This is a genomic window from Desulfosediminicola sp. (assembly GCF_048381775.1).
GTDB lineage: Bacteria > Desulfobacterota > Desulfobulbia > Desulfobulbales > Desulfocapsaceae > Desulfopila > Desulfopila ganghwensis.
Genome location: NZ_JBLXGE010000017.1, coordinates 61,615 through 87,716 on the forward strand (window position 1 = coordinate 61,615; position 26,102 = coordinate 87,716).

Here is a 26,102-nt window from a genome sequence, read left to right on the forward strand (position 1 = left end):
GTGCCCCTGGCCGGTACAAAATCCAGCAGTGGAAAAAATTAACCAATCGTACTCATGTCCTCTCCATCAAACAGAAGTTCGCTGCTCTGCCCGAACTGTAAAAAGCTGGTAAGCCGCAACGCACCGGCTTGTCCCTATTGCGGCCTGAAGAAGCCTGGCTCGCTGCTGAAAGATAATTTTTTAACCCGCAGCATGGGCGATGGTCACCAGGTGATAAAGATTATCCTGATGGTCAATGTGGCTTTTTTTGTCTTTTCACTCCTGCTTGGACTGGGCCCCCATATGTTTTCCAGCAGCCCTTTTGGCTTTCTCTCTCCAGGCAATAAGAGCCTTCTGGTCTTGGGAGCAACCGGCAGTTATCCGTTTTTTTATCTCGATCGCTGGTGGACACTGGTTTCGGCCAACTACCTGCACGGTTCGCTTTTGCATATAATCTTCAACATGATCGCCCTGAATCAATTGGGGCCGCTTATTATCCGGGAATACGGCGTACCACGGATGATAACTATCTATACCCTGAGCGGTGTTGGAGGTTTTCTGGTTTCGGTTGTGGCGGGTGTGTCTCTTACCATTGGCGCTTCCGCTTCCATCTGCGGCATGATCGGTGCCGCTCTCTACTATGGTAAGAGTCGTGGCGGCACCTATGGCGAGGCTGTATTCAGCCAGCTCCTGGGGTGGGCGATCTCCATTGCAATTTTTGGTTTCTTTGTTCCGGGAATAAACAATTGGGGCCATGGCGGCGGAATGGTTGCCGGTGCCTTGCTGGGTTTGCTGCTCGGCTATAAGGAACGAAAGAGGGAGGGATATCTGCACAAGATGCTGAGCACTGCCTGTATTCTCCTCACCGCTGGTGCCCTGCTGCTCTCTGTTTACAATGGTGTCTGGTTCATCATGAACAGGTGATATTTGCGGGCAGAGGCAGCCTGTGATAGGGGTAAGTAAGGAGTAGAGTCGAGGAGTGGCTGGGGCCACCCAGCCATATGGCATGACTTCATCTTACCTTTCCAGGAGCGTTCAATGAACCTCAAGGATTTCAAGCCCAGAACCATAGTCGAGCCGTTTCGTATCCGTTCCGTTGAACCCATAGGTTTCACCACCCGCCAGGAGCGTAAAAAAGCTCTGGAGGCTGCAGGGTACAATCCTTTTTTACTGCGCGCTGAAGATATCCTGATCGATCTGCTCACCGACAGCGGTACCGGGGCGATGTCCTCAAGCCAGTGGGCGGCGATGCTGGCCAGCGACGAATCATATGCCGGGGCCAGATCCTACTTCAAGTTTGAACGGGCAGTACGTGAAATTACCGGTTTTACTGAGGTGATGCCCACCCATCAGGGGCGGGCCGCAGAACATATTCTCTTTCACTCTGTTGACGGTGCCGGCAGGGTTATCCCCAACAATACTCATTTCGACACCACCAGGGCACATGTGGAAAACTGTGGTGCCGAGGCGCGTGATCTGCCATCCCCGGAGGGTCGGGATCCTGCTACTCCGGCACCTTTCAAAGGGGATATGGACCTGGCGGCGTTGAACGCGCTTATTGACGAGAAGGGTGCGGAGAATATCCCCCTTATCATGCTGACCGTAACCAACAACTCAGGTGGCGGTCAACCGGTGAGCATGGGCAATATCAGGCAGGTAAGTCAGGTAGCGAAAAAGCATGGCATTCCCTTGTTTTTAGATGCCTGCCGTTTTGCGGAAAACTGCTGGTTCATAAAGAGCCGGGAGCCGGGCTATAAAAGCCGGTCCATCCCTGAGATAGCGCTCGAGATGTTCAGTTATGCAGACGGCTGCACCATGAGTGCCAAAAAAGATGGTATGGCAAATATCGGCGGCTTTCTGGCCATGAATGACGCTGAGTTGGCTTCCCGGTGCCGGAGTTTCGAGATTCTTATGGAAGGCTTCCCAACCTATGGGGGCATGGCTGGTTATGATATGGAGGCCATTGCCTTGGGGCTCTATGAGGCAATGGATGAGCGTTATCTGGAGTACCGGGTTCGCTCCATAGAATATCTTGGCGAAAAGCTTATCGCGGCGGGCATCCCGATCATTCGCCCGACCGGTGGTCATGCACTGTACATAGACGCCGGCAGGATGCTACCCCATATTCCCTGGCACCAGTACCCGGCCTGGAGCCTGACCAACGGGCTCTATCTGCTCGGTGGTGTCCGTGGTGTTGAGATAGGTTCTGTGATGTTCGGGTTGCAACCGGACGGTTCGGAAAAAGCGGCGGCTCTGGAGCTGGTCCGTCTGGCTTTTCCCAGGCGTGTCTATACCCAGAGCCACGTGGATTATCTGGCGGAACTGCTTATTGAACTCAATGAGCAGCGTGAGTCACTCGGAGGGTATTCAATTACCAGGCAGGCGAATGTGCTGCGCCATTTTACCGCAGTGCTGGAGCCGGTCTGAGAGCAAAATCGGGTTTGGATCCTGCTGGTGCCGGTGTTGCCCTTGCTGGATAAAAGAGTGTAGCAAATTGATGCCGATTGAAGCCTGGCGAATTATCTGGTAAAGAGAGTCGCTTTTGCTGAAATTGGAACGTGGCGTGGCGTATATTCGCTGTCAGCCTCCCGTGAGTATGTTTCTAACGCACAGGAAGTCTTAAAGGATTTTGATGCTGCGTCCTGGTTGGTGGGTCTTGAGAGGTCCTTTGAACTATACATCCTGCATGGCGATTCTTGCCTGCCTGCTCTGGTCTTCTGCTTTTGCAGGGATCAAGATCGGCCTGCTCTATACCACTCTGCTGCATTTCGCCGGTGTACGTTTTATGCTCGCCGGGTTGCTCGTTCTTCCCTTTTGCGGCAATATCTTTTCCACCCTGGCCCAGATTCGTGCCCATCTTGGTACGGTGCTGATAATTGCTTTTTTTCAGACAACGTTTCTTTATAGTCTCTTCTACCTGGGGCTTGATCTGTTGCCGGGCGCGGTGGCTGCAATCGTCATTGGCACCCAACCCCTGGTGGTCGCAGGTGTGGCGCATTTTTTCGCGCCCGCAGAACGTATGACCACCAGGAAGGCGGTGAGTCTTCTTTTTGGCGGAGCGGGGGTGCTGGCCATTGCGGCCAACAGGGGTGAGATGGCAATTGAAGGTCCTCTGGCGCTGCTGGGGATCGGGCTGTTGCTGCTTTCGAATTTTTCCGGCGCGGCGAGCAACTTGCTGGTCGCCAGAGAAACAATGGATATCAACCCGCTGGTGTTGAACTCCGCTCAGCTTATTATTGGAGGTGGGTTCCTGTTCCTGCTGTCAAAGATTATCGAGGATCGCAGTCTGGTGAACTATGAAGCTCCCTATTTTGTCTCCCTCGCCTGGCTCAGTTTTCTTTCCGCCGCGGCCTTGTCGATCTGGTTTCAGTTGCTGAAACGAGATGGCGTGCGAGTCTCCGACCTGAATATCTGGAAATTTCTGATACCGCTTGCGGGCGCCTGTCTGAGTTGGTTGCTGGTCGAGGGCGAGTCTCCCACTCCGGGAGTTTTGGCTGGAATGTGTTCCATCGTGGTGGCCTTGCTGGTGCTGAATATAAATGGTCGTTTCTGGCGAACGTTCAAGAAAAAGCATGATTCTCATGAGCTGTAAAATATGTCAATTTCAGGGAGCGAATGGCAAGGAGCTAAAATATTGATGAAATGTTGAAAAGTGTTGTCATTCAATGCAAAACTAAATTAAGTATTTGTCTTGGATCATCGAATAAAATTAATTATAGTGTACAGGTTCTGGTTTGCTTTGGCAGAATCTTTTCTTTGATAGAGGATATCGTATGGATAGAACCGATAAACGTATATTGAATATATTGCAGCGCAATGGCCGTATTACCAACTCGAAGCTGGCCGGGGAAATAGGTATTTCTCCGCCCGCCATGCTGGAGAGGGTCAAGCGCCTTGAAAAATCGGGTATGATTCGTCAGTATGCGGCGCTTATCGACCGGGAGAAAGCAGGGTTCAGCCTACTTGCAATAATAATAATTTCGGTAAGTTTGAATGAGATTAAATCTCTGGAAGATGTTAAGGATAAGTTGATTATCCTTGATGAGGTGCAGGAATGCTACCAGTTGACCGGCGATGTTGATTTTCTGCTGAAGGTAGCAGTGCGTGATATGAGCAATTACACCACCTTCATCAATGCAAAACTTACTGGAATTCCGGGTATTCAGAATATTCGGACCTCGTTTGTGCTGGAGACAGTAAAAAGCAGTACCGTGCTGCAGCTGGACGAGGATTGATTGTAACCATGGCGTAATACATATGAAATCGTGATAGTACTCAATGCGCTGTTCCCGGCATTTTTTCTAATTTTTCTGGGGGTGGCGCTCAAACGGGCGGGGATTACCAACCAGGCGTACCTGCAGCAGTCGGATCAGCTGATTTATTATATTTTCTTTCCGGTCATGCTGTTCTGGAAGATTGGCGGTGCTTCTTTTGGTGGAATTGACTGGACTTTCTGCCTGGTAACCCTGCTCATTCTGGCTGTGCTCTTTGTTGTCAGCACGGTCGTTATCCATGCCGTTCCCATCTCCCATTTCCAGGCGGGTTCTTTTTCTCAAAGTTGTTACAGGTTCAACACCTACATCGGTGTGGCGGTTATTCTCAACTGCCTGGGGGCCGAAGGTGTGGCTCTGTTCGGTATCATGATCAGCCTGGCAATACCTCTTATCAACATTTTTGCAGTATCCACACTCATCTACCATTCTCCGAAAGAGAGCAGCAGCGGCAACAGGGCCAGGCAGTTTGGCAGGGCGCTGGCTGCGAACCCGCTTATTCTGGGGTGTATCGCTGGTATTCTCTATTCAAAAATATTTGGGGAGTTTCCCGTTTTTATCGACAATTCCCTGAGTCTTGCCAGTATGTTCACGCTGCCCATGGCGTTGCTCTCCATTGGCGGGTCGCTTTCTTTCAACGGAATTCAGAAAAATCTCAAGACCTCCCTGCTTGCCTCCGGGCTGAAACTGGTGCTGATGCCGCTTTTGGGCTATGGGGCCTACAAGCTGGCTGGAGTTGATGGGCTGGCCTTCAAGGTGGGCATGATTTTCTTCTGCCTGCCGGTATCAACTACTATCTATGTGCTTTCCTCCCAGATGAATAGCGATACCGAACTTGCCTCCTCTGCCATAGTGGTTTCCACCATGCTCTCTTTCTTTTCATTATCGGTGGCGCTCTTAATATGATGCTGTACGGGGTTCGGAAGAGTTTGGGAAGGCACAAACTGTGCCTTAGCTCAGGAGCTTCAAGAGAGCATTGAGCATCCCACTTTATGCCTGGCCCATTCCGGCCGTTTCTGAAAATACTTTTCCCTCTCTGGTTGTTCATCATACGGATGACGCAGCAGGTCATGAAGCTCATGGATCAGGGACGGGTCACCGTCTTCAGCTTTATCGATAGCCAGCTGAGCCATATAATTCCGTAATACATATTTTGGATTTATCCGGTTCATCCGGGATTTCCTCTCACGCTCATCAAGGTTATCAGCCTGCAGTCGCCTGCGGTATAGGTTGAGCCAGTTCTGCAGTCTCTGCAGATACTTCCTGTTAATCGCCTCAGGCTGATAGTAGGCATCCGCGAGTTCAGGGGGGAGATGATGTAAGCCGGTGCCGGAGTGATCAGTCGGGCTGACCTCAGCAAGATTCCTGAAGAAAATCGTCATATCCGTTTCAGCGCTTGAGAGGATATCCAGCAACTCGTTCACCAGGTCGTCATCGGTGCTGGTGTTGAAACTCCGCAGGCCAAGCTTACCGGCCATAGTGTTCTGCCAGCTTGTCAGAAAGACCCGACGATAACTGTTGTTCAGAATTTCCTGGAGGCGTGCTGCCTCTCCGGTGATTGAGTGGAATGCGTTTGCCAGTTGGGTCAGGTTCCAGAGGCCTATGTGAGGCTGGTTGCCGTAGCTGTAGCGTCTCCCCTGAAAATCTGTGGTATTGGGCGTCCAGGTAACATCATATGGCTCCAGCCAGCCATACGGTCCATAGTCGATGGTGAGTCCGCTGGTGGACATATTATCTGTGTTCATTACCCCATGCACGAAGCCAACCCGCATCCAGTGGTCGATCAGGTGTGCGGTACGTTCACATATTTCGGCAAACATCTGTAGTACCGCGTCCGGGGCAGAGGCGTCGAGATGGGGGAAATCGGTTGCCAGGGTATAATTAATAAGCGCCTGCAGTGTTTGGGTATCGTTTCTTGATGCAAAAAGTTCAAAATTACCGAAACGTAGAAAGGATGGCGAGACCCGGCAGACAACCGCACCGGGCTCCATGCCGGGATGGCCGTCATAGAGAATATCACGCAGCACCTGCTCACCTGTGGTTACCAGGCTCAGCGCCCTGGTGGTGGGGATACCGAGATGATGCATCGCTTCACTGCAAAGAAATTCGCGCACAGAAGAGCGAAGTACCGCCAATCCATCGGCGCGTCTTGAGTATTGCGTGGGTCCGGCACCTTTGAGCTGCAGTACCCAGCGGTCACCCCGGGTATTAATCACCTCACCGAGGTTGATGGCCCGGCCATCACCCAGTTGCCCGGCCCAGCTGCCGAACTGGTGCCCACCATAACACATGGCAAAGGGCGACATATCGGGGAGCACTGTATTGCCGGCAAATACCTCGGTAAACAGGCGTGAGTTGCAGGCAACGTCATCAAGGTCGAGCAACCCGGCAACTTCGGGTGAATATGCCAACAGCTCAGGTCCACTGACCGGCGTGGGTTGTACTTTCGAATAACAGGCTCCGTAAACCTGTCTCCTGTTATTCGAGACATCGGTATCGCCGGGGAGGTTATTGACAAAACTGTTGTCAAACTGGAGGGCTTCAAGTTTCGCTGGAGTGAATCCGTTTAGCATATCTGCACATAGGTTGAGTTTTGAGATTAGTTCTCAAATAATAGTCATGTGCATTGCGTGGGCAAGTGAAAATGTATAAAATATAGCTCGCTTACAGGGAAGTGACAGGTGCAGAGTCTGATGAATTTGTATCATCTTTTCAGGAAGGAGCGGTTTTGTCGCTGGTTAACGGAAAAATACGACAATCCATGTCCACCGCAAAATTCCGGCAGAATTGGAGCTATAATAATGTCTTGCGATGGACATTACGGAAATTAGACAATTGCTGCAAGTGAGAGTACCAATCTGATTCCCCGGTATCATGAAATACATGAACACCATGTTCATGAGAAATGCTGGCTGATTATTTTAAAGAGAGCAGGTAGGTTCGAAGGTTCTGCTTTCGGTCCTCAATACCCAGCTTTTTACGCAGCTTCTTTCGATGAAAACTGACTGTGGCTACTGCAATATTGAGAACGTCGCTGATCTCCTGGCTGCTTTTCCCCTGCCGCACAAGAAGTGCCACTTCAAGTTCCTGGGGAGTGAGCAGCAGGTGTAGAGACGACAACCGGTGCAGAAATGGGCTGCTGATATCATTGAGGTGGTTTTCGATTATGGTGATAAGGGCTTTCTCGCGCTGTTGCAATAACCCTGTTTTCATTTTATCGATGTAAGGGAGAACCAGGTCGCGAATGTTGGCAAGGAACCGATCTTCAAGTTCCTGTCGATCACGACTGCGATGATCGAGGAGAACTTTCATGGCGATATTGGTTTCAGCCAGTTTTTCTGCCTCGATCTGGAGTTGTTGCTCCTTTCGTTCCAACTCTTTCTGGATGCGTATGAGAGGAGTGATATCATCATGGGTGACGATAACCCTGGGTTCGCTCTCTGCCTGATATGGCAATACCTTCAACGTGAACCACCGCTCTTCGGTAGGCGAATGGCAGGGGTACTGGATTGAATAGTCTTTAAGGTTGCCTTTTATGATCTGTCGGATGGCGCTGGCCACTGCCCCGGATTCTTGATTTTCATCACTGTCGCTATCACAGACATGGAAATAGTTCAGGCCAACACAATCCACCGGTCCGCTCATGCCGTTTTCACGGGCGAACTTCTGCCATGCCCGGTTGGTCTCCAGGATGACCCCCTGCTCGTTCAGCACCGCTACATGGGTCACCAGGGAGTTAAGAATCACCTGGTACATGTCTTGTGTACTCATTCGTCCCTTCCTTAGTGGTCGTGGATAGTCTACTCGTATATTTCCCGGGTTGATCAGGTTCATGAAATATGCGGGTAAGATGATAGCTTTTACTATCATTATACTACTTTTTTCTGCCTATTGTAGGCCGCCGTTGAAACGTTACTGTTCTATTAGGGTCTAAAAAATCTGAAATGGCCGGGGTATAACGGCTCCGGCTTTTCCACGCACAATAGCTCTCAGTGAAAACCACTGGGGAAAATGATGCGCTGCTTCAATATACGGAGAACAAACAATGTACAATGGCAGGCACATGCGCCTGGGGCTTTGCTGCACTTTCAGGGAAGAGCAAATATCCTTTAAATCGCGACAGGCTACCTACCTGAAGAAATTTCCCGAAAAGGAACGGCTCAGTCTGATATCCACCACAGTTCTGCACAATGCCACAGCGCTGATGCAGGCACTGGAGTTCTGTGAAGAGAATAGTATTGGTTCTTTTCGAATAAATTCTAAATTTCTGCCCCTTAAGGCACACCCTGAGCTGGGATACAGGCTGGAAGAGTTGCCCGATATACTGTTGATATCTGAACTGCTCGATACCGCCCGGCTGTTCAGACACACCAGGAATATCCGCCTCACCTTTCATCCGGACCAGTTCATTCTGCTCTCCTCCCCTCGGGATGATGTAACCGAATCATCCATCGCCGACCTGGAGTACCATGCCGAGCTGGCGGAACTTCTGGGTGCGGATGTAATCACGATCCATGGCGGCGGTGCCTATGGAGACCCGGTATCGAGTCTCGCCAGGCTGGAAAAGAATGCAGACCGGTTATCGCAAAGCGTGAGGGAACGGATCACCTTGGAAAACGATGATCGTGTATACACCCCGGAGCAGCTTCTACCCACCTGCAGCAAACTCTCCATACCCCTGGTTTACGATGTTCATCATCATCGTTGTCTGAAAGATTCTCTGAGCATAGATGAAGCAACGGCAGCAGCACGAACGACCTGGGACAGGGAACCGCTCTTCCATCTTTCAAGCCCGAAAGATGGATGGGCGGCGCGCGACACGAAAAAGCATCACGACTATATAGACGCAGGTGATCTTCCGGTTGCCTGGCAGGGGTTTGAGGTGACGGTGGAAGTGGAAGCGAAGGCAAAGGAACTCGCTGTAAGACAATTGCGGCACGACCTGATAGAGAAAAGAAATGCGGCTTGATTTTTGACTCACTGAAATCAGCTGATACAATGAAAATGTCAGGTTACTTACGATACTTGAGCGCACCGCCAATGTGATGAGCAAAATCTTCAGGGTGTTACTGGCCAGATCCGGCCCAAGTCCCTGATAAAATATACTATTGATTGGGCCTGCAGGCAGGGATGGTGAAACTCAGACTTCTGGCTTGAATGAATACAATTTTGCGCCGGAATCCTTTGTAATAACATACCGGCTCGCCTGGCACCGAAGGGGTAGGCTGGTTCTTTTGCCGATTTTCACGAAACATCCTGGTTGATCGGAGGCTGCCATGCTGCACATGCTGCTCTTTACCTCTGTGATTTTGTTGTTTTTCATGACCATGTGGTTTCTTGTTTCTGTAGCCATGAACCGCAATGATATCGCAGATATCTTGTGGGGAGCAGGTTTTGTACTGGTGGTATTGAGTTGTACCCTGATGGTTGAGGCTACCACTGCCAGGGGAGTGTTGATGGCGCTTCTGGTTACGATCTGGGGAGTACGGCTTTCAGTTCGAATCTTCATGAAAAATCGTGGTAGGGAAGAGGATTTTCGTTACCGGAAATGGCGTGAAGAGTGGGGAGACAGATTTCTTGTGCGAAGTTACTTTCAGGTCTTTGTGCTGCAGGGAGTGTTGATGCTGGTGGTGCTTACTCCGGTCTGGTACGTGATCGGCAGACAGCAGCTTTTGCCGCTGAATATTCTCGATATGTTCGGTTTACTGGTTTGGTGTGTAGGATTTTATTTCGAAGTGGTAGGAGACTATCAACTGGATGCATTCAAGAAGAATCCGGAAAACAGCGGTAAAGTACTCCAGGACGGTTTGTGGAAGTACAGTCGGCACCCGAACTATTTCGGGGAAGTTGTAATGTGGTGGGGGATTTACCTGATGGCGCTACCGGTAAGCGGTGGATTCGTCACTATCATTGGCCCGGCGGCTATCACGTTTCTCATCTTAAAAGTCTCTGGAATACCTCTTCTGGAAGAGCATTATCGTGATAATCCCGGTTACCAGGCATATAAAGAGAAGACAAGTGTGTTCTTCCCCCTGCCGCCCAAAGCTGAACCAAAGAGGTGATGAGAGCCATGGCATTGATAAAAACATTCTTCTTACTGCTGCCTGTCATTTTTCTGATCGATTATATCTGGCTCGGGAAATTAATGGGGCAGTTCTACATCCGTGAGTTGGGGCCGCTGGCACGTTCATCTGGGGAAGGGTTTGCGCCCGTTGTCTGGGCAGCGGTACTCGTGTATCTCTTTATTCCTCTGGGGATACTTGTTTTTGTCCTGCCTTTGCTCCCCCCGCAGGGCTATCTGCTGCCGGCAATTGGTTATGGTGCATTGTTCGGATTAGTCCTTTACGGGGTATTTGATATGACCAACTATGCCCTGCTGGCTAACTACAGTCTGAAAATGGCTCTGGTTGATATCGGCTGGGGATGTTTTCTAAACAGTGCCGCGACAGTGGCTGCAGTTGTCATTTATCGATGGGTGAGTTGAGTGTGAGTAAAGCTGACAGAACGTGTAGTTGCAACTTCCATAATTTGAACCGTGACAGGAGGATAGATGAGGATTGCAATCGTGGGAAGCGGCATTTCCGGGCTGGTTGTGGCCTATCTGCTGCATGAGATTCATGATATCACCCTGTTCGAGGCAAATAATTATGTGGGGGGCCATACTCACACTGTACCCGTCAAGACACCCTCGGGAGATTTTGAGATCGATACCGGTTTTATTGTGTTCAATGAAACCACTTACCCCAATTTTCTCAAAATCCTTAACAGGATAGGTGTGGAGAGTCAGCCGAGCTCGATGTCTTTTTCGGTGAAATCACTGGCGGACGGGCTGGAATTTAACGGTAATTCCCTCAACACCTTTTTTGCCCAGCGGGAGAACATCCTGCGGGCGACGATGTATAAGATATTGTGGGACATGATGCGCTTCAACAGGCAGATCGATCAAATCATACAGGGCACGACAGATAACCGTTCACTGGCTGATTTTCTTGAGTCAGAGGGTTATTCTGAAGAATTTTTACGCTACTTTATCCTGCCGATGACGTCTGCGCTCTGGTCCGCTCCCCCCACGGAGGCGCGAGAGTTCCCCATTGCGCTTTTTGCCAGATTTTTTCGCAATCATGGCATTCTGAATCTGCGCAAGAGACTGGCGTGGAGGGTAATTAAAGGCGGGTCAACCCGTTATGTGGAAAAGCTGATAACATCCTTTGCCGACAGGATCAGACTCAACTGCCCGGTGCAGTGGGTTACCAGGACCCCCGATCATGTGGAGATAGCCACGGCTCAGGGTGTGGAACATTTCGATCAGGTCATACTGGCTGTACACAGTGACCAGGCCCTCAATATGCTCACCGACCCGTCCCGGGCAGAAGAAGAAGTGCTCGGCTCCATTCGTTATCAGGCCAACAGGGTACAGCTGCACACAGATACCAGGCTGCTGCCGTCCAAACGTTCGATATGGGCAAGCTGGAATTACAAGATTCCCGTGGATGAGACACTCAGTTCCACCGTGACCTACGACATGAATATTCTGCAGTCGATCACGGCAAAAGAAGAATTTCTGGTCTCGCTCAACCAGCTGGAGTCAATCAATCCTGAAAAAATCATCGGCAATTACCTCTATGACCATCCGGCATATACGCCTCTGGTACCGCCGGCTCAGGATCGTCACAACGAAGTGAGCGGAGTTAACCGTACCCACTACTGCGGTGCATACTGGGGCTATGGATTCCATGAAGATGGGGTGCGTTCTGCGCTGTCGGTGTGCAAGAACTTCGATCGGGGTTTGTAATGAATAGCCGTATTTACACCGGGCATATCCGGCACATGCGTTACCGGCCGGTGAAAAACAGCTTCAGGTATCGAATATTTCTGATGTACCTGGATCTCGGGGAGCTGGATCAGGTCTTCAGGGGACGCCTGCTCTGGTCTGCGAAAAAGACGAACCTGGCTTTTTTGCGTCGTAAGGATCATTTCGGAGATCCGAGAATAACAATAGAAGATTCTGTTCGGCTGCTGGTGGAAGAAAAGACCGGGAAACGTCCTGAAGGTGCAATCAGGATGCTCACCCATCTCCGCTATTTCGGCCATTGTTTCAACCCGGCAACGTTCTACTATTGCTTCGATGAGGGCGGTGAGCAGGTTGAGACAATCGTGCTCGAAGTGCATAACACCCCCTGGGGCGAAGTGCATTGCTATGTAATACCATGCAGTGAAAACAACAGTGATGGCAAGAGCTGGAGTTTCGAGTTGGCCAAAGAGTTCCATGTGTCACCCTTTCTGCCCATGGATATCGATTACGAATGGTCGTTCACACCTCCGGGAGAGCAGCTGCAGGTCCTGATGGTCGACTATCATGAGAATAAACGGATCTTTGAGGCGGAGCTTGAACTATCGCAACTTCCTATCACCGGCGGTTCACTTCGCAGGATGCTGGTTGTCTATCCACTGATGACGATGAAGGTGACCGCAGGCATCTACTGGCAGGCGTTGCGGCTCTGGTTGCGGGGAGCACAGTTTTATTCACATCCATGAATGGAGATATCGGGCATATAACTGATACGGAGATACAATGAGCGATTACCAGACTCAGGGAGAGCGGGAGCTGTCAGGAACTGCGGTGACCGGGCCGGGGGAAAACATCCTGAATCGCTGGAGCAGGAGTATGCTCACCAGCAGGCTCAGGGCCATTCGCAAAGGATATATCGTCTTACGTGAAGATGGGAAGGTGGAGACTTTTGGCCATAACAGCTCGGAGCTGTCGGTAACCATTGATGTCTATAACCTGGAATTTTACCGGCGGGTTCTGTTTGGTGGCACGGTCGGCTCCGGTGAGGCCTATATGGATGGTCTCTGGCGCTGCAGCGACCTTACAGTCCTGATTCGTATTGTCATTATAAACAGCGAGTTATTGCTGGGCATTGATTCCGGCTGGGGCAGGCTTACCATGCCTCTGCACTGGCTGTATCACCTGACGAGAAAGAACACCAGAAAAGGGAGTAAAGAAAACATCGCTGCGCACTATGATTTGGGCAACGATTTTTACTCACTCTTTCTCGATTCGACCATGGCCTATTCCTGTGGTTTTTTTGCAAGTGAAAAGAGTTCGTTGAAAGATGCATCGTTGTGCAAGTTCGAAAGAATCTGCGAGATGCTTGAATTGAATGACAGCGACCATCTTCTGGAGATAGGCACAGGCTGGGGAGGGTTCGCGGTCTACGCCGCCGCCAATTATGGATGCCGGGTGACCACGGTGACCATCTCCGAAGAGCAGTTCAAATTCGCCCGACAGAGAATTGTTGACGACAAGCTGGAGAAGCAGGTGACAATCGAGCTGATGGATTATCGGGATATTCGCGGCTCGTTTGACAAGCTTGTTTCAATTGAGATGATAGAGGCGGTCGGGCATCACTATTTCGATGCTTTTTTCGGTTGCTGCAGCAAGCTGCTCAAGCCGACCGGGCTCATGGTGCTGCAGGCAATCACCATCAGGGACCATCTTTACCAGGCGTATCTGAAAGAGGTGGACTTTATTCGCCGCTACATCTTTCCGGGAGCCTGTCTCCCGTCCCTGAACGCTATTATGCAGTCAGTTGCCAGGGTAACCGATATGACAGTAGTGCAGCTGGAAGATATCGCCCCCCATTATGCCAGAACCCTGAACATCTGGCACCAGCGGTTTGTGCAGAAACTGGCCGAGGTTCGAAAACTCGGGAAAAATGAGCAGTTTATCAGGATGTGGGAGTTCTATTTCAGCTATTGTGAAGCCGGTTTTCTAGAACGCCATCTTGGTGATTTACAAATAGTTTTTGCCAAACCAGGTGCCCGCCAGTTACTGAAATAGCAGATATAAGCGGCCTGTTTACCAGTTAACGAACTGTCTTTTTTACAAATCCTGCCAGTTATTTTCGTCTGTCTATTTCATAATCTTCCCGATTGCCGTATCCTTAAGGCAAATGGAGAGAGGAGATTGCAGCACCAATCGCTGCATCGTTACAAGGTTTCTACAGCATTGATTTATTTCGTATGATTCATAGCTATCCACACGATCTTGTCGTCAGCCTGCAACAGAGATGGTCGTATACCGCGCTTGACTCTAAAGACGACAAGAAGACATATCTGCTGCCGGCCACAGAGGTCCTCAATGACCTGATTTCCACGTGCTATCAGGTGAGTCAGATGCAGGAGGAGACCAGGCAAATCCGTTTTCGGTTGATGATGGCAGAACCCGATGATTACGGCAGCGCCGATGCCGGCCTGTTGCAGGGTCTTTTCGTGATGAAATTCACGAATCAGAGGCCATTCAACACCTATGAGCTGCTGAAGCTGGCACCGGCGTTAAATTTCAACAACGCCATGATCGGGGTACGTTTCAGGGAGAAGGACGGGCTGCAGATATGGGGTGTTATCCACACCGGTTCGCGCTGGACCCAGATTATCCACGGTGGGTCAAAGACTGCCGTGCCATTGCCCAAAGCCCTGGCTGTACACGTGATGGGGCCGGGCAGGCTGACTGTTTTCCGTGGGCATGAAATTCTGGTGCAGTTATCGGCCGGTAAAATCATCTCGCCTGCTGTTAACGTCTTTCAGGCAGAATGGATGACCACACGTTTTTCCCAGGTGCAGAAGCGGCTTTCGGCAATACACGCTCAAAATCCGGAGTTGGTAAAAAACGAGTGGGCCAAGGTCGATCCGGATTTTGTGGGCAAACTCTACCTGGAATTTTTCAAGCACGTCATCAGTACCGTAAGGCGGTCGGGCCATGGCGGTATGATTTTGTCTTTCCCGGCCGGTATGGCCAACCTTATTTCAAAGGATAACCCGTATATATCGATTAAATACCGCTTCACGGAAGGTGGCGCCAGCCAGCAGTTGAAAACCCTGGTGCTGGAGATCATGAAAGTCTTGTCGATAGTTTGTGGCCGCCGCTATGGGCCTGATTATGTGGCAGGCTGGGATGATTACGTGGAGTTACAGGGGAAACGGCTGATCCCTCTTGATGAGCAGGTATTTAAATACGCACGTTTTGTCGCCGGGCTTACAGGCGTTGACGGCGCGGTGGTCACCACGGAAGGGCCGGAGCTGATCGGCTATGGAGGTATTATCCAGGGCAATTTCGAGATGGGTGAACATGTAGCCAAGGCCCTGGACCCGGAAGGAATACAAAGGAAGATCGAACGAATAGAGAGTGTCGGCACCCGTCATCGCTCATGCTATTATCTCTGCAAGAAGCTGCACGATGCCCTCGGTATTGTCGTCTCCCAGGATGGGGAGGTGCGGATTGTTACCTGGGGAGAAGATTCTGTACTCTACTGGGATGTAATTCCCATAGATTTCGCCACAGACTAGGAAGTCAGTTCATATGCCGGCATCTGAACTGATTTGGAAAAGTTAGGGGAGAGGATTTTTGAGTTAGGGGGTAGGGGGGAGAGGTTAGGCGGCGGTAATCGTTTGAATATGAACTAGAATGAGCGAAATGTTCAAAGATCGTTGTTCGAAAATCTCTACTATTTCGCACTTCCCAAGGTGATTCAGACAGTTCCAAGTTCGAAGTTTTTTGAGGTCCACTATAGTTCTGCTATGTGGACCTCAAAAACACTGAAGAAGTTGGTGCTGTATGAAGCACCTTAACCAATATCAAAGTTGATGCCCTGAGCCAGCGGCAGGCTACTTCCATAATTCACCGTAACAGTCTGCCTGCGCATATACGCTTTCCAGGCATCCGAGCCGGATTCCCGCCCGCCGCCGGTCTCTTTTTCACCACCGAACGCCCCGCCTATCTCCGCTCCGGAGGTACCTATATTAACATTGGCGAGGCCACAGTCGGAACCTGCCGCAGAGAGGAACCGCTCTGACTCACGCAGATCCGTGGTGAAAACAGCCGATGAGAGTCCCTGCCGTACACCATTCTGGATAGCGATAGCCTCATCAATATCACCGGAATACTTCATAAGATAGAGAATGGGGGCAAAGGTCTCTTCCTGGACTATCGCAGTGGTAACCTCAACTTCGGCTAAGGTTGGTTCCACGTAGCAGCCTGATTCATAGCCGGGGCCGAAGAGTACGGTGCCGCCGTGGAGAATCCGGCCGTCCTGGCCGGTGATGGCCTCGATGGATTCGCGAAAATCATGAACGCTCTGCAGATCTATCAATGGCCCCACATGGTTGGTTTCATCGAGCGGGTCGCCGATATTCAGGCTTTCGTAGGCACGCTGCAGCCTGGTCACTACTTCTTGATAAACACTTTCGTGAATAATAAGTCTGCGGGTGGAGGTGCATCTCTGGCCGGTGGTGCCGACCGAGCCGAAAACCACCGATGGGATGGCCAGTTTCAGATCGGCGCTGGGCGCGATGATTATGGCGTTGTTGCCGCCCAGTTCGAGAATTGTCCGGCCCAGCCTTCTGGCGACAATCTCTGCCGCGTGTTTGCCAGAGGCTACTGAGCCGGTAAATGAGATAAGCGGAATCCTGCTGTCGCCGAGCATTTTGTTGCCAACATCATCCCTGCCGCCCACGAGCAGATTGAAGATCCCTTCCGGAAGATCGTAATCCGCCACGACCTCGCCCAGAATCTTCTGCATGGCCATGGCTGTGGCAGGTGCTTTGGATGAAGGTTTCCAGATGATTACATCACCGCACACTGCTGCCAGCATGGTATTCCAGGAATAGACCGCCAGCGGAAAGTTAAAGGCGGTGATAACCCCGACGATACCCAGAGGATGGTACTGGTCGTAGAGTTTGTGCATGGGGCGTTCCGAAACGGTGGTCATGCCGTAGAGCATTCGTGATTGGCCCAGTGCAAAGTCACAGACGTCGATGGCCTCCTGAACCTCGCCCAGTCCCTCCTGCAGGGGTTTACCCGTCTCGTAGCTTATGAGTTTGCCAAGCGGAATTTTATAGTCGCGCAGCCTGACACCGATCTGGCGGACTATTTCACCGCGAACCGGAGCAGGGGTGTCGCGCCAGACCGGAAAAGCTGCGGATGCGGTTTCCAGCACCGTGTTATATTCCTTCTCAGTTGCCAGGGGAAGTTCGAGGTAGGTGGAGCCGTCGACAGGCGAGAAAGGGCAAAGAATATTGTCGGAGGTGGGTTTGTACCACGAGCTGCCGGTGGAAACGGTTGATAGGTCTGTATCCAGACTGAGTTCTTTGAAAAAGTTCATAACGACCTCGCTGGTAACGGTTTGGAATTGTGGGGGATGACTCTTGTTTAGTATTGCATTGGCGGATAGTAGAGTCAAGGTGCTGCCGTGGGCAGGTCGGAGAGAGCAGGTCGGCGGGAGGTGTGAGGGGGAACTGCTTGACGTTCAGGGCTGTTCCCGATTCCCCCCAGTGCTCATGTTAAATCCGGGCCAGGGCAGGGGAACCGTAACTTAGGGTATTCTGGGCAGACCTCTGGTGGGCATTGTGGAGATTTGCCAATCACTATCATGGGTTGAACCTATGTTACAAACCAGCAGAATTGTGAAATCGACACAATGCTCATAAGAAATCCGGGCTACGTTTGTTGGATATATGAATCATACTTCTTCAGATATATATCAGACAGGGTCAGAAATGCGGTGATAATCAGTGGCCCGTAGATAATTCCCAGTATGCCGTAGACGCTCAGTCCACCGATAATAGAGAGAAAGACCAGCAGGGTATGCATCTTGACCTGGCTGCCGACAAGCTTTGGTTTCACCAGGTATTCCATGGAGAGCGAGAGCACCAGATAGAAGATGAATACGAAAATACCCAGACCTATGCTACCGTTGATGGCAATAACCAGGGCGGCGGGGATCAGGACCAGACCGATGCCGAAGATTGGCAGAAAGGCGAGAATGGCCATGATACAACCCCAGAGGATGGGGGAGTTGAGGCCCAGAATGGAGAAAAGCACACCACCCAGGATACCCTGAACCAGTCCGCAGATGCCGTTGCCTTTTAAGATGGCGTTGGCAATCTCTTCGAATTTGGAGACCAGCAACCGGTCTTCGTCATCAGGCAGTGGTGAGAGTCGCACCAGGTACTCAACGAGTTTTGGCAGATCGATCAGCAAAAAGAAGATCACCAAAATCATCATGAAAAACAAAAAGACAAACTGCATGATGTTGGCAGCCCAGGCGCTGGCCTGGTTATAGAGCATCAGCCCGCCTTTTTTGGCAACATAGGAGACGAAATCTATAATCAGCTGTGGCTTGAAGTTGAATCCGAAGTCTGCCATGTAATCCTGAAACTTCATCATATATTCGCTGTCCTGCAGGAAACTGACAACTTTCAGCCCAACCTGGCTGTCACGGCCCCAGTTGTAGAGCGAGAGCGCTTCGTTGGCAAGCGAGCCGATGAAAAATATTATCGGAATGAAAACGATGGCAACAATCAGCAGACAGGTGAGCACCGAGGCCAGGTTCTGATGCATCACCTTGCAGAAAAACAGGTGAATTGGTCGAAAAAGATTGGTGAGCAGGAACGAGAGCACCAGTATCGACCAGAATGGGTACAGCACTTTTCCCAGGAAAAATATTGAGACAAAGAAGACGAGCACAAAGTATTTGATTTGCATCGGGCTCTGTGTCGGGCCATTCAGATCATTGGCTGGTGGAGTATTGCTCATACGGCTCTGGCTTTGAAGTTAACGTTGAGGTATCCTGAACTGGTATTTTCGCGTCCGTACCCTCTGGCTGCTGTGGTTGCGCGCTGATCGGAGAGATAAACATGAAATCGGAGAGATGCATCAGTATAAACACATGATAATGGTTTACTGTTGCAATTGTCCAGATACCTGAGTTATCGTTATAGATTGCCGCAATTGCTGTCGAACCGGTATGTTATTCCGGTCAGGCGTGTTCATGCATGCGTTTCTATGCGACAATGTTCTTCATTTGAGATATCAGGAACAGTCCCTGTCGCCCGAAAGTATATATCCTCTTGGTTATTAAGAAAAGAAAAATAAGTGCAGGTTAGGAGATTGCTATAATGTGGGAAGATCTTGAAGTTACACTGGAAAAGTTGGCTGATGGTAAAAGTAAGGAAAAACCTTCACAGGACAAGCTGGGCTTTGGCCAGCACTTTACCGATCATATGTTCCTGATGAAGTGGAATCGCGAAAATGGCTGGCATGATGCAAAGATCTGTCCCTACGGCGATTTTACCCTCGATCCTGCCGCGGTGGTTTTCCATTATGGTCAGGCGATTTTTGAAGGTATGAAGGCGTACAAAGGTGATGGTGGCCAGGTATACCTCTTCAGACCCGAAGACAACTTTGAGCGAATGAACTCCTCCGCCATTCGCATGTGTATGCCGCGCATCCCCGTAGATCAGGTTCTGAAATCCCTGAAGGCGTTGCTCTATCTCGAAAAAAACTGGATTCCGGAATCTGAAGGGGCATCTCTCTACATCCGTCCGACCATGATCGGCACCGAGCCGTTTCTCGGCGTACGCCCTTCGGCCGAATACTACTTTTATATCATCTTGAGTCCTGTCGGCGCCTACTATTCCGAAGGTTTCAATCCCACCAAGATCTATGTAAGCGACGAGCATGTACGCGCCGTAAAGGGTGGCGTGGGCAATGTAAAGACCGCCGGAAATTACGCCGCATCGCTCTATACTTCTGAACTTGCCAAGAAAGAAGGATATACCCAGGTACTCTGGCTCGACGCATGTGAGCATAAATATATAGAAGAGGTTGGCACCAGTAATATCTTCTTCATGATCGGTGACGAACTGGTCACTCCACCACTGGAAGGGTCTATTCTCGGCGGCATCACCCGTAACTCGGTACTGAAACTTGCCGAAAGCTGGGGTGTGAAGACCGTTGAGCGCGAGATTGCAATCGATGAAGTTCTGGCGGCAACTGAAGACGGTAGCCTGAAAGAGGCCTTTGGTACCGGCACAGCAGCAGTGATTTCGCCGGTGGGAGAGCTCTTTTATAAGGATAAAGCCTATTCCATCAACAACGGGGAGACGGGCGAACTCTCCAGAAGGCTTTTTGACGAGCTGCAGGATATACAGGGCGGACGCAGAGAAGATCCTTTTAATTGGGTCGTTCGTGTTGGATAGTGTTAGAAAGTGCGATTGAAAATATCGGAAAAATGAGCGCTTGGTCGTCGGGTTGAGGGTGTCGTAGGTGCTGGATTTTTTTTTTATTTGTAGCCTTGATTTTTGAAAATCCGCGTTTATTGTAATGCAAGTTTTAGATACCCGCCCAATTTACGGGGCAAAAAATAACGAATTGGGGAACCATATCCATTCTTTCAATGGGCCCGTTCGGTTAACAAACACACAATTTTGTAGGAGGAAGTATGAAAATTCGTCCATTGAACGACCGCCTTCTGGTGAAGAGACTGGAAGAAGAAGAGAAGACATCCGGTGGTATCATTATTCCTGACAGCGCGAAAGAGAAGCCGGCTGAGGGCCAGGTAGTAGCGGTAGGCCCAGGCAAATTGAATGACAAAGGCGAAAGAGTGGCACTGCAGGTGAAAGAGGGTGATCTTGTCCTTTTCTCCAAGTATGGCGGTACCGATGTGAAGCTGGATGGTGAGGACTTCCTCATCATGCGCGAAGACGATATTCTTGGTGTTGTTGAGCAGTAATAAACTGACTACTACTTCTTGCTGCCCGCATTGCTGCGGGAGAAATTGATTATAGGAGAAAATAATAATGGCTGGAAAAGACATTAAATACGGTGTGAAAGCCCGTGAGTCAATCCTTGAGGGTGTAAACACTCTCGCCAACGCAGTTAAGGTTACCCTCGGACCGAAAGGCCGTAACGTACTGATCGAGAAATCTTTCGGTGCTCCTACCATCACCAAAGATGGTGTAACTGTTGCTAAAGAAATCGAGATCGAGAACAAGTTCGAGAACATGGGCGCACAGATGGTTAAGGAAGTTGCTTCCAAGACCTCTGACGTTGCTGGTGACGGTACCACCACCGCTACCGTTCTCGCTCAGGCGATCTACACCGAAGGTGTCAAGCTGGTAGCTGCCGGCGGCAACCCAATGGAGATCAAGCGCGGTATCGATAAAGGTGTTGCGGTTGTAGTTGAAGAGCTCGCCAAGATCGCTACCCCGACCAAAGAGCAGAAAGAGATCGCTCAGGTTGGTACCATCTCTGCTAACAGCGACGAGACCATCGGTAACATCATCGCCGAGGCTATGGACAAAGTTGGTAAAGAGGGTGTTATCACCGTCGAGGAAGCCAAGTCCATGGAGACCACTCTCGATGTAGTTGAGGGTATGCAGTTTGATCGCGGTTACCTTTCTCCGTACTTCGTGACCGATCCGGATCGTATGGAAGTTGCTATGGACGACCCATACATCCTCCTCGTTGAGAAGAAAGTTTCCAACATGAAAGACCTCCTCCCATGTCTTGAGTCTGTTGCCAAGATGGGTAAAGGTCTGATGATCATCGCTGAAGATGTAGACGGCGAAGCACTCGCAACTCTCGTTGTGAACAAGCTCCGTGGTACCCTGAACGTTGCTGCTGTTAAAGCTCCAGGCTTTGGCGATCGTCGCAAGGCAATGCTCGAGGACATCGCTATCCTCACCGGTGGCCAGGTAATCACCGAAGATCTCGGCATCAAGCTTGAGAACGTAACCATCAACGACCTTGGCACCGCTAAGCGCATCGTTGTAGACAAAGACAACACCACCATCGTAGACGGTGCCGGCGATCACGCTAAGCTCCAAGCTCGTGTTAAGCAGATCCGCACCCAGATCGAGGACACCACCTCTGACTACGATCGTGAGAAGCTCCAGGAGCGTCTTGCCAAGCTGATCGGCGGTGTTGCTGTAATCAATGTTGGTGCTGCCACCGAGATTGAGATGAAAGAGAAGAAGGCTCGTGTTGAGGACGCACTCAACGCTACCCGCGCTGCCGTAGAGGAAGGTGTTGTTCCTGGTGGTGGTGTTGCTTACATCCGTTGCCTCGCTGCTCTTGCTGCTATCGAGCTCGAAGGTGAGCAGAATCTCGGTAAGAACATCCTGCTCCGCGCTCTCGAAGAGCCGGTACGCCAGATCGCTTCCAACGCTGGTGCCGAGGGTTCCGTAATCGTTGAGCACGTAAAAGGCCAGGAAGGCCCTATGGGCTTCAACGCTGCAACAGAAAAATACGAAGACCTCATCGCAGCCGGTGTTATCGATCCTGCTAAAGTTACCCGTACTGCACTGCAGAACGCTGCTTCCGTTTCCGGTATGCTGCTCACCACCGAGTGTGTGATTGCAGATAAGCCAGAAGAGCCAGGTGCTGGCGGAATGCCACCAATGCCAGGCGGTATGGGTGGAATGGGCGGCATGGGCGGCATGATGTAATTTGCCCCTCGCTGACTGCCCGATCATAAAATCGGGCAGTTAGATACGCTCATCGCTTAGCGTACGAAGTTGGCAAAAGGCCTTAGTTATAAGGCCTTTTGCTCTTTGAAAAAAAGTGATAAAAATATATTGACAGTGAGCTCCGAGTACAGTATTTATAGGGCCTCGCAAGCAAGGCGATGTAGCTCAGTTGGTTAGAGCACACGGCTCATATCCGTGTTGTCCGGGGTTCAAATCCCTGCATCGCCACCAATTGAAAAAAGGGGTTTCAACGATTATCGTTGAAACCCCTTTTTTGCGTTTTGGGGCTTGTTGTGTACCCGCTATGTTATCAGATTTTACCTGACCACCTTCCCGGGTATTTAATTTCTTTAAGGCCTAGCCTCTTCAAACATAGCTGCAGGCATCGGATATTCCAACTCCCAAACCATACTTATGGGGCGCTCTCCTTCATAAGAAATCAATTTAGCTGCAGGCCCCAAGTAAACAAACGGAGCGGTCTCACCCTCAATCTGTTTCTCTACACGAGCAAAAAACAAAACGGTATAGCCTCGTTCCCTGATGTGGATATAATTCTGACCGGTGGCAGTTTTCTGAGTGGCAGTGGACTGGCTTTCCCAATGCATAAGGGTTCTGCTGATCGGATAATCTTTGTAGAGAGTCGTTGGTGAGAAATCCTGCTCGACCTTCCTAAAAGTGACCAAGTGAACATAAACTTTAAGTTCGCTATTGTGCATCACCCCCACTCCTGTGGGTCCGGGTTTCTGAAAACTGTTCAACCCCAAAGCTGCTTTTATCTCATGAGAACCATATGCCGCATGCAACTTCAGATCGCAGGGAAACGGGAGCTTGATGTTGGTGAATGGATACGGCTGATTCTGAAGACGCCACTCTGCGATTTCCGCTGCATCAGCAGCTACGGTGGTATTTCTTGACCACTTCGCCATAGAATCTTCGAGGCTATCAACACCTGCCACGTCTGCTTTTTGTCCCCAAAAAAGATAATGTAGAGCTGTTTTTCGGGATGTTGCATACGGCCCATCCGGCTCTAGTACCCTATTTCCCTTTGCGAGTGTCTTCACCGAATCCAACAGATTCGGATCTGACCGTAATGCTAATCGCAGCAATCCTTTTCTTGCCTTTACAAGGTCAGGGTCTTCCAGCGCAGATTGCCCTTTTGCCAGAGCTTTCCATTCAGACCATGTACGTTTTCGCAACACCTCGATCGGAGACAAGCAGGTCTCCTCGATAAAATTTCCGAAGGTTAACGGCTTTGCTGAATGTCTGTCCCATGTCTGAATGACCTCCGGAATAAAGTTCTTCAAATCTCTTAAGGCAAACTTAATGTTCTTGAGCACTGTTTCGCGCGCAACCCGCTCAAAAATGATACTGCATCCAGAAGGCAGATTTGGGAAATCATGATCAATTTCACGATCAATCCGCTGTCTTTTTCTAGACAGTAAAGCCCCATACTTCGTGTCTAAACGATACTTGCGATGGGTTTGACCAACAAAGTCAAGAACCGTTAAACAGTCTTTATTCGGAGCATGACGTAATCCACGGCCCAATTGTTGTAAGAAAACTGTCAGGCTCTCCGTTGGCCTCAAAAAGAGAACCATATTGATTTCGGGAACGTCTACACCTTCACTCAATACATCGACCGCAAAAAGGAATTGAATGTGTCCTTCCCGAAACTCTTTTAACCGTGAAGCACGCTCCTCCTTGCCGGTCGTACCTAACAGTACACTGGCGGTTATACCGGCTTTCTTAAAATGTTCAGCCATATACTTTGCATGTTGAGTTCCGGAGCAAAAACCAACTGCCCGAACACCTTCGAGTTCGGGTTGGTATTTACGTATAGCCTGTAGCACAAGATCCACACGTTGTTTTGCCCGAATGTCATCCCCTGTATATACCTTTTCCAATTCCCGCTGATCGTACTTGCCATTTTTCCAGAAACGCTCTTCGTCCAAATCAATGTTGTCTGACACACCAAAATAGTGGAACGGACACAGGAGCTTTTCTTCCAGAGCCTCTGGCAAGCGAATCTCTGCAGCAAAATGGCCACCAAAATCAGGCAAAATTGGGGAGCCATCCATGCGTTCGGGAGTTGCAGTTAACCCTAGTAAAATATGCGGATTTAGAAGATTGAAGAGGGGGAGGTAGCTCGAAGCAGCCCCGTGGTGAGCCTCATCGACGATTACAAAACGAAAATGATCTGCACCTAAAGACAGCCATGGCTTTTTGGTCCGAAGGCTCTGAATCGAGGCAAATACATGTTCCCATTCTGTCGGCTCTTGACCATTAACCAAAAGCTCTCCAAAGTTCTGATCACGTAATACAGTACGGAAGCATCCCATGGCCTGTTCGAGGATTTCTTTTCTATGAACCACAAAAAGTAATCGTTCCTTCTTCCCTACTTGCTCAGCATGCCGCTTATAGTCCAAGGCTGATACCACAGTTTTTCCCGTGCCTGTTGCCGCGACAACCAGGTTTCGCATCGAACCATTTTGACGAGCAGCTTCCAATGCCTCTAATATTCGTTCTTGAAAAGGTCGCGGAGTAATATCTGCAAAAAATTGTGTGCTTCCAATTTCACGCTGTTTGTAGCTGTTAATCGCCTTACGAAATCGCACAAACTGTTGCTCTGTATACAACTCAAATTCTGGACTTTCCCAATAGGCTGAAAAATCGGCAATGAATCTGTTTAAGATATGCGGCATATCCTGTGCTGTAATTTTAACCGTCCACTCCAGGCCTTGTGTCATCGCAGAATGGGACATATTGGCCGAACCTATATAGGCAGTGGAAAAACCACTCTTACGAACAAAGTGATAAGCTTTCGCGTGAAGACGCGTTCCGCCTGTATCATAAGAAACTTTGATCTCAACGTTCCCCTGCTGAGCCAACCATTCAAGCGCCGCCGGATCACTTGCGCCCATATAACTGGTTGAAATAATACGAACCGGAATGTTCTCTTTGGTCAGGCGATCAAAAGCAGGCATCAACAGACGAAGTCCTGACCATTTAATAAAGGATATCAGTATGTCCACTCGATCAGCCGTCAACATTTCCGCTCGCAACTCATGCTCCAAAGGCGGATCAATACCCTGTCCCGTTAGCAGTGCGCTGGAAGAAAGCGGAGTCACTGGCCGAACAAGGCTCCTCTCAGAATTCCGTACTTCGGTTAGTAGGTTCTTATCGTCTCGAAGCAATGTATGTCGCAGAATATAATCTAGGCCATCCGTCTCAGACAGTAACTCTATCAATCTATTTACGATTTCGGTTCGCTTATCCTTCTTCGTGACTTGAAGAGCCTTGCCCACAAGGTTTCCTAAGAATTGAGCATAGATTTGAGGAGATTCTTCATCATCAATCTTGCGAAGAACAGGCTTCAGATCAGGATTCCGATCAAGCAACTCTTTCAATTCTTCATCTAAGAGCTTCTCATAAATACCAACTGGCAAGCCACTCATACGAACCTGTCCTCTTCAACTAGGGGTTCAATAATCTGAAGGCATCGATCGGGGGCACCCCTCGATTGATGCAATGGTAAAGCGA

General features: G+C 50.0%; 20 protein-coding genes and 1 tRNA gene. 16 read left to right on the forward strand and 5 right to left on the reverse strand.

Going from position 1 to position 26,102, the window contains the following annotated elements; all coding sequences use genetic code 11:
• The first annotated feature begins 54 nt into the window (after positions 1-54).
• From ACN5NT_RS21735 to ACN5NT_RS21755, 5 genes are all read left to right on the forward strand, one after another.
• The gene (locus ACN5NT_RS21735; protein WP_419176878.1) at positions 55-903 is read left to right on the forward strand and encodes a rhomboid family intramembrane serine protease; all 849 of its coding nucleotides are present in this window, start codon (positions 55-57) and stop codon (positions 901-903) included.
• A gap of 114 nt (positions 904-1,017) precedes the next feature.
• On the forward strand, positions 1,018-2,406 hold the full coding sequence (locus ACN5NT_RS21740) for a tryptophanase (RefSeq protein WP_419176879.1): 1,389 nt from the start codon (positions 1,018-1,020) through the stop codon (positions 2,404-2,406).
• A 241-nt stretch (positions 2,407-2,647) separates the two neighbouring features.
• Positions 2,648-3,571: a DMT family transporter gene (locus tag ACN5NT_RS21745; RefSeq protein ID WP_419176880.1), complete on the forward strand. Its 924-nt coding sequence runs from the start codon at positions 2,648-2,650 to the stop codon at positions 3,569-3,571.
• A 181-nt stretch (positions 3,572-3,752) separates the two neighbouring features.
• A complete protein-coding gene (locus ACN5NT_RS21750) occupies positions 3,753-4,214 on the forward strand; it encodes an Lrp/AsnC family transcriptional regulator (RefSeq protein WP_419176881.1) in 462 nt (153 codons plus the stop codon).
• A gap of 30 nt (positions 4,215-4,244) precedes the next feature.
• Positions 4,245-5,156 carry an AEC family transporter gene (locus ACN5NT_RS21755; protein ID WP_419176882.1) on the forward strand — a complete coding sequence of 304 codons (912 nt, stop codon included), beginning with the start codon at positions 4,245-4,247 and terminating at the stop codon, positions 5,154-5,156.
• 59 nt (positions 5,157-5,215) lie between these two features.
• On the opposite strand, the gene ACN5NT_RS21760 is transcribed toward ACN5NT_RS21755, so the two are convergent.
• Positions 5,216-6,823, reverse strand: coding sequence for a protein adenylyltransferase SelO (locus tag ACN5NT_RS21760; protein WP_419176883.1), 1,608 nt, complete (start codon positions 6,821-6,823; stop codon positions 5,216-5,218).
• Between the two features lie 343 nt (positions 6,824-7,166).
• Positions 7,167-8,021, reverse strand: coding sequence for a helix-turn-helix transcriptional regulator (locus tag ACN5NT_RS21765; RefSeq protein ID WP_136798778.1), 855 nt, complete (start codon positions 8,019-8,021; stop codon positions 7,167-7,169).
• Between the two features lie 274 nt (positions 8,022-8,295).
• On the opposite strand from ACN5NT_RS21765, the gene uvsE reads away from it, so the two are divergent.
• The 7 genes from uvsE (at position 8,296) to ACN5NT_RS21800 (ending at position 15,599) form a co-directional block, all read left to right on the forward strand.
• Positions 8,296-9,219: a UV DNA damage repair endonuclease UvsE gene (gene uvsE, locus ACN5NT_RS21770; RefSeq protein WP_419176884.1), complete on the forward strand. Its 924-nt coding sequence runs from the start codon at positions 8,296-8,298 to the stop codon at positions 9,217-9,219.
• 307 nt (positions 9,220-9,526) lie between these two features.
• Entirely contained in the window at positions 9,527-10,312 is a 786-nt protein-coding gene (locus tag ACN5NT_RS21775) for a DUF1295 domain-containing protein (RefSeq protein ID WP_419176885.1), read from the forward strand.
• An 8-nt stretch (positions 10,313-10,320) separates the two neighbouring features.
• Complete coding sequence (locus tag ACN5NT_RS21780) at positions 10,321-10,734, forward strand: DUF2177 family protein (RefSeq protein WP_136798775.1); 414 nt, start codon at positions 10,321-10,323, stop codon at positions 10,732-10,734.
• 66 nt (positions 10,735-10,800) lie between these two features.
• Positions 10,801-12,042 carry an NAD(P)/FAD-dependent oxidoreductase gene (locus ACN5NT_RS21785; RefSeq protein ID WP_419176886.1) on the forward strand — a complete coding sequence of 414 codons (1,242 nt, stop codon included), beginning with the start codon at positions 10,801-10,803 and terminating at the stop codon, positions 12,040-12,042.
• Positions 12,042-12,785 carry a DUF1365 domain-containing protein gene (locus ACN5NT_RS21790; RefSeq protein WP_419176887.1) on the forward strand — a complete coding sequence of 248 codons (744 nt, stop codon included), beginning with the start codon at positions 12,042-12,044 and terminating at the stop codon, positions 12,783-12,785. The genes ACN5NT_RS21785 and ACN5NT_RS21790 overlap by 1 nt, the downstream gene beginning before the upstream one ends.
• A 37-nt stretch (positions 12,786-12,822) precedes the next feature.
• Entirely contained in the window at positions 12,823-14,094 is a 1,272-nt protein-coding gene (locus tag ACN5NT_RS21795) for a class I SAM-dependent methyltransferase (protein ID WP_419176888.1), read from the forward strand.
• Between the two features lie 182 nt (positions 14,095-14,276).
• Entirely contained in the window at positions 14,277-15,599 is a 1,323-nt protein-coding gene (locus ACN5NT_RS21800) for a putative sensor domain DACNV-containing protein (RefSeq protein WP_419176889.1), read from the forward strand.
• Positions 15,600-15,877: 278 nt separating this feature from the next.
• Here ACN5NT_RS21800 and ACN5NT_RS21805 read toward each other — a convergent pair whose 3' ends face one another.
• Positions 15,878-17,413, reverse strand: a complete 1,536-nt coding sequence (locus tag ACN5NT_RS21805) for an aldehyde dehydrogenase family protein (RefSeq protein ID WP_419176890.1) — start codon at positions 17,411-17,413, stop codon at positions 15,878-15,880.
• A 335-nt stretch (positions 17,414-17,748) separates the two neighbouring features.
• Positions 17,749-18,846, reverse strand: a complete 1,098-nt coding sequence (locus ACN5NT_RS21810) for an AI-2E family transporter (RefSeq protein WP_419176891.1) — start codon at positions 18,844-18,846, stop codon at positions 17,749-17,751.
• A 362-nt stretch (positions 18,847-19,208) separates the two neighbouring features.
• Here ACN5NT_RS21810 and ACN5NT_RS21815 point away from each other — a divergent pair, with 362 nt between their 5' ends.
• The 4 genes from ACN5NT_RS21815 (at position 19,209) to ACN5NT_RS21830 (ending at position 22,793) form a co-directional block, all read left to right on the forward strand.
• A complete protein-coding gene (locus tag ACN5NT_RS21815; RefSeq protein WP_419176892.1) occupies positions 19,209-20,291 on the forward strand; it encodes a branched-chain amino acid aminotransferase in 1,083 nt (360 codons plus the stop codon).
• A 242-nt stretch (positions 20,292-20,533) separates the two neighbouring features.
• Positions 20,534-20,824: a co-chaperone GroES gene (gene groES, locus ACN5NT_RS21820; RefSeq protein WP_136798768.1), complete on the forward strand. Its 291-nt coding sequence runs from the start codon at positions 20,534-20,536 to the stop codon at positions 20,822-20,824.
• A 67-nt stretch (positions 20,825-20,891) separates the two neighbouring features.
• Positions 20,892-22,541 carry a chaperonin GroEL gene (gene groL / locus ACN5NT_RS21825; RefSeq protein WP_419176893.1) on the forward strand — a complete coding sequence of 550 codons (1,650 nt, stop codon included), beginning with the start codon at positions 20,892-20,894 and terminating at the stop codon, positions 22,539-22,541.
• A 175-nt stretch (positions 22,542-22,716) separates the two neighbouring features.
• Positions 22,717-22,793, forward strand: a tRNA-Met gene (locus tag ACN5NT_RS21830).
• Positions 22,794-22,912: 119 nt separating this feature from the next.
• On the opposite strand, the gene ACN5NT_RS21835 is transcribed toward ACN5NT_RS21830, so the two are convergent.
• The gene (locus tag ACN5NT_RS21835; protein ID WP_419176894.1) at positions 22,913-26,017 is read right to left on the reverse strand and encodes a DUF3427 domain-containing protein; all 3,105 of its coding nucleotides are present in this window, start codon (positions 26,015-26,017) and stop codon (positions 22,913-22,915) included.
• Between the last annotated feature and the right edge of the window lie 85 nt (positions 26,018-26,102).

Coding starts and splice junctions, on each gene's coding strand:
- groES (WP_136798768.1), top strand. CDS start 20,534: ATGAAAATTCGTCCATTGAACGACCGCCTTCTGGTGAAGAGACTGGAA.
- uvsE (WP_419176884.1), top strand. CDS start 8,296: ATGTACAATGGCAGGCACATGCGCCTGGGGCTTTGCTGCACTTTCAGG.
- ACN5NT_RS21740 (WP_419176879.1), top strand. CDS start 1,018: ATGAACCTCAAGGATTTCAAGCCCAGAACCATAGTCGAGCCGTTTCGT.
- ACN5NT_RS21780 (WP_136798775.1), top strand. CDS start 10,321: ATGGCATTGATAAAAACATTCTTCTTACTGCTGCCTGTCATTTTTCTG.
- ACN5NT_RS21800 (WP_419176889.1), top strand. CDS start 14,277: ATGATTCATAGCTATCCACACGATCTTGTCGTCAGCCTGCAACAGAGA.
- groL (WP_419176893.1), top strand. CDS start 20,892: ATGGCTGGAAAAGACATTAAATACGGTGTGAAAGCCCGTGAGTCAATC.
- ACN5NT_RS21795 (WP_419176888.1), top strand. CDS start 12,823: ATGAGCGATTACCAGACTCAGGGAGAGCGGGAGCTGTCAGGAACTGCG.
- ACN5NT_RS21785 (WP_419176886.1), top strand. CDS start 10,801: ATGAGGATTGCAATCGTGGGAAGCGGCATTTCCGGGCTGGTTGTGGCC.
- ACN5NT_RS21775 (WP_419176885.1), top strand. CDS start 9,527: ATGCTGCACATGCTGCTCTTTACCTCTGTGATTTTGTTGTTTTTCATG.
- ACN5NT_RS21835 (WP_419176894.1), bottom strand. CDS start 26,017: ATGAGTGGCTTGCCAGTTGGTATTTATGAGAAGCTCTTAGATGAAGAA.
- ACN5NT_RS21750 (WP_419176881.1), top strand. CDS start 3,753: ATGGATAGAACCGATAAACGTATATTGAATATATTGCAGCGCAATGGC.
- ACN5NT_RS21765 (WP_136798778.1), bottom strand. CDS start 8,021: ATGAGTACACAAGACATGTACCAGGTGATTCTTAACTCCCTGGTGACC.
- ACN5NT_RS21735 (WP_419176878.1), top strand. CDS start 55: ATGTCCTCTCCATCAAACAGAAGTTCGCTGCTCTGCCCGAACTGTAAA.
- ACN5NT_RS21815 (WP_419176892.1), top strand. CDS start 19,209: ATGTGGGAAGATCTTGAAGTTACACTGGAAAAGTTGGCTGATGGTAAA.
- ACN5NT_RS21760 (WP_419176883.1), bottom strand. CDS start 6,823: ATGCTAAACGGATTCACTCCAGCGAAACTTGAAGCCCTCCAGTTTGAC.
- ACN5NT_RS21790 (WP_419176887.1), top strand. CDS start 12,042: ATGAATAGCCGTATTTACACCGGGCATATCCGGCACATGCGTTACCGG.
- ACN5NT_RS21810 (WP_419176891.1), bottom strand. CDS start 18,846: ATGAGCAATACTCCACCAGCCAATGATCTGAATGGCCCGACACAGAGC.
- ACN5NT_RS21805 (WP_419176890.1), bottom strand. CDS start 17,413: ATGAACTTTTTCAAAGAACTCAGTCTGGATACAGACCTATCAACCGTT.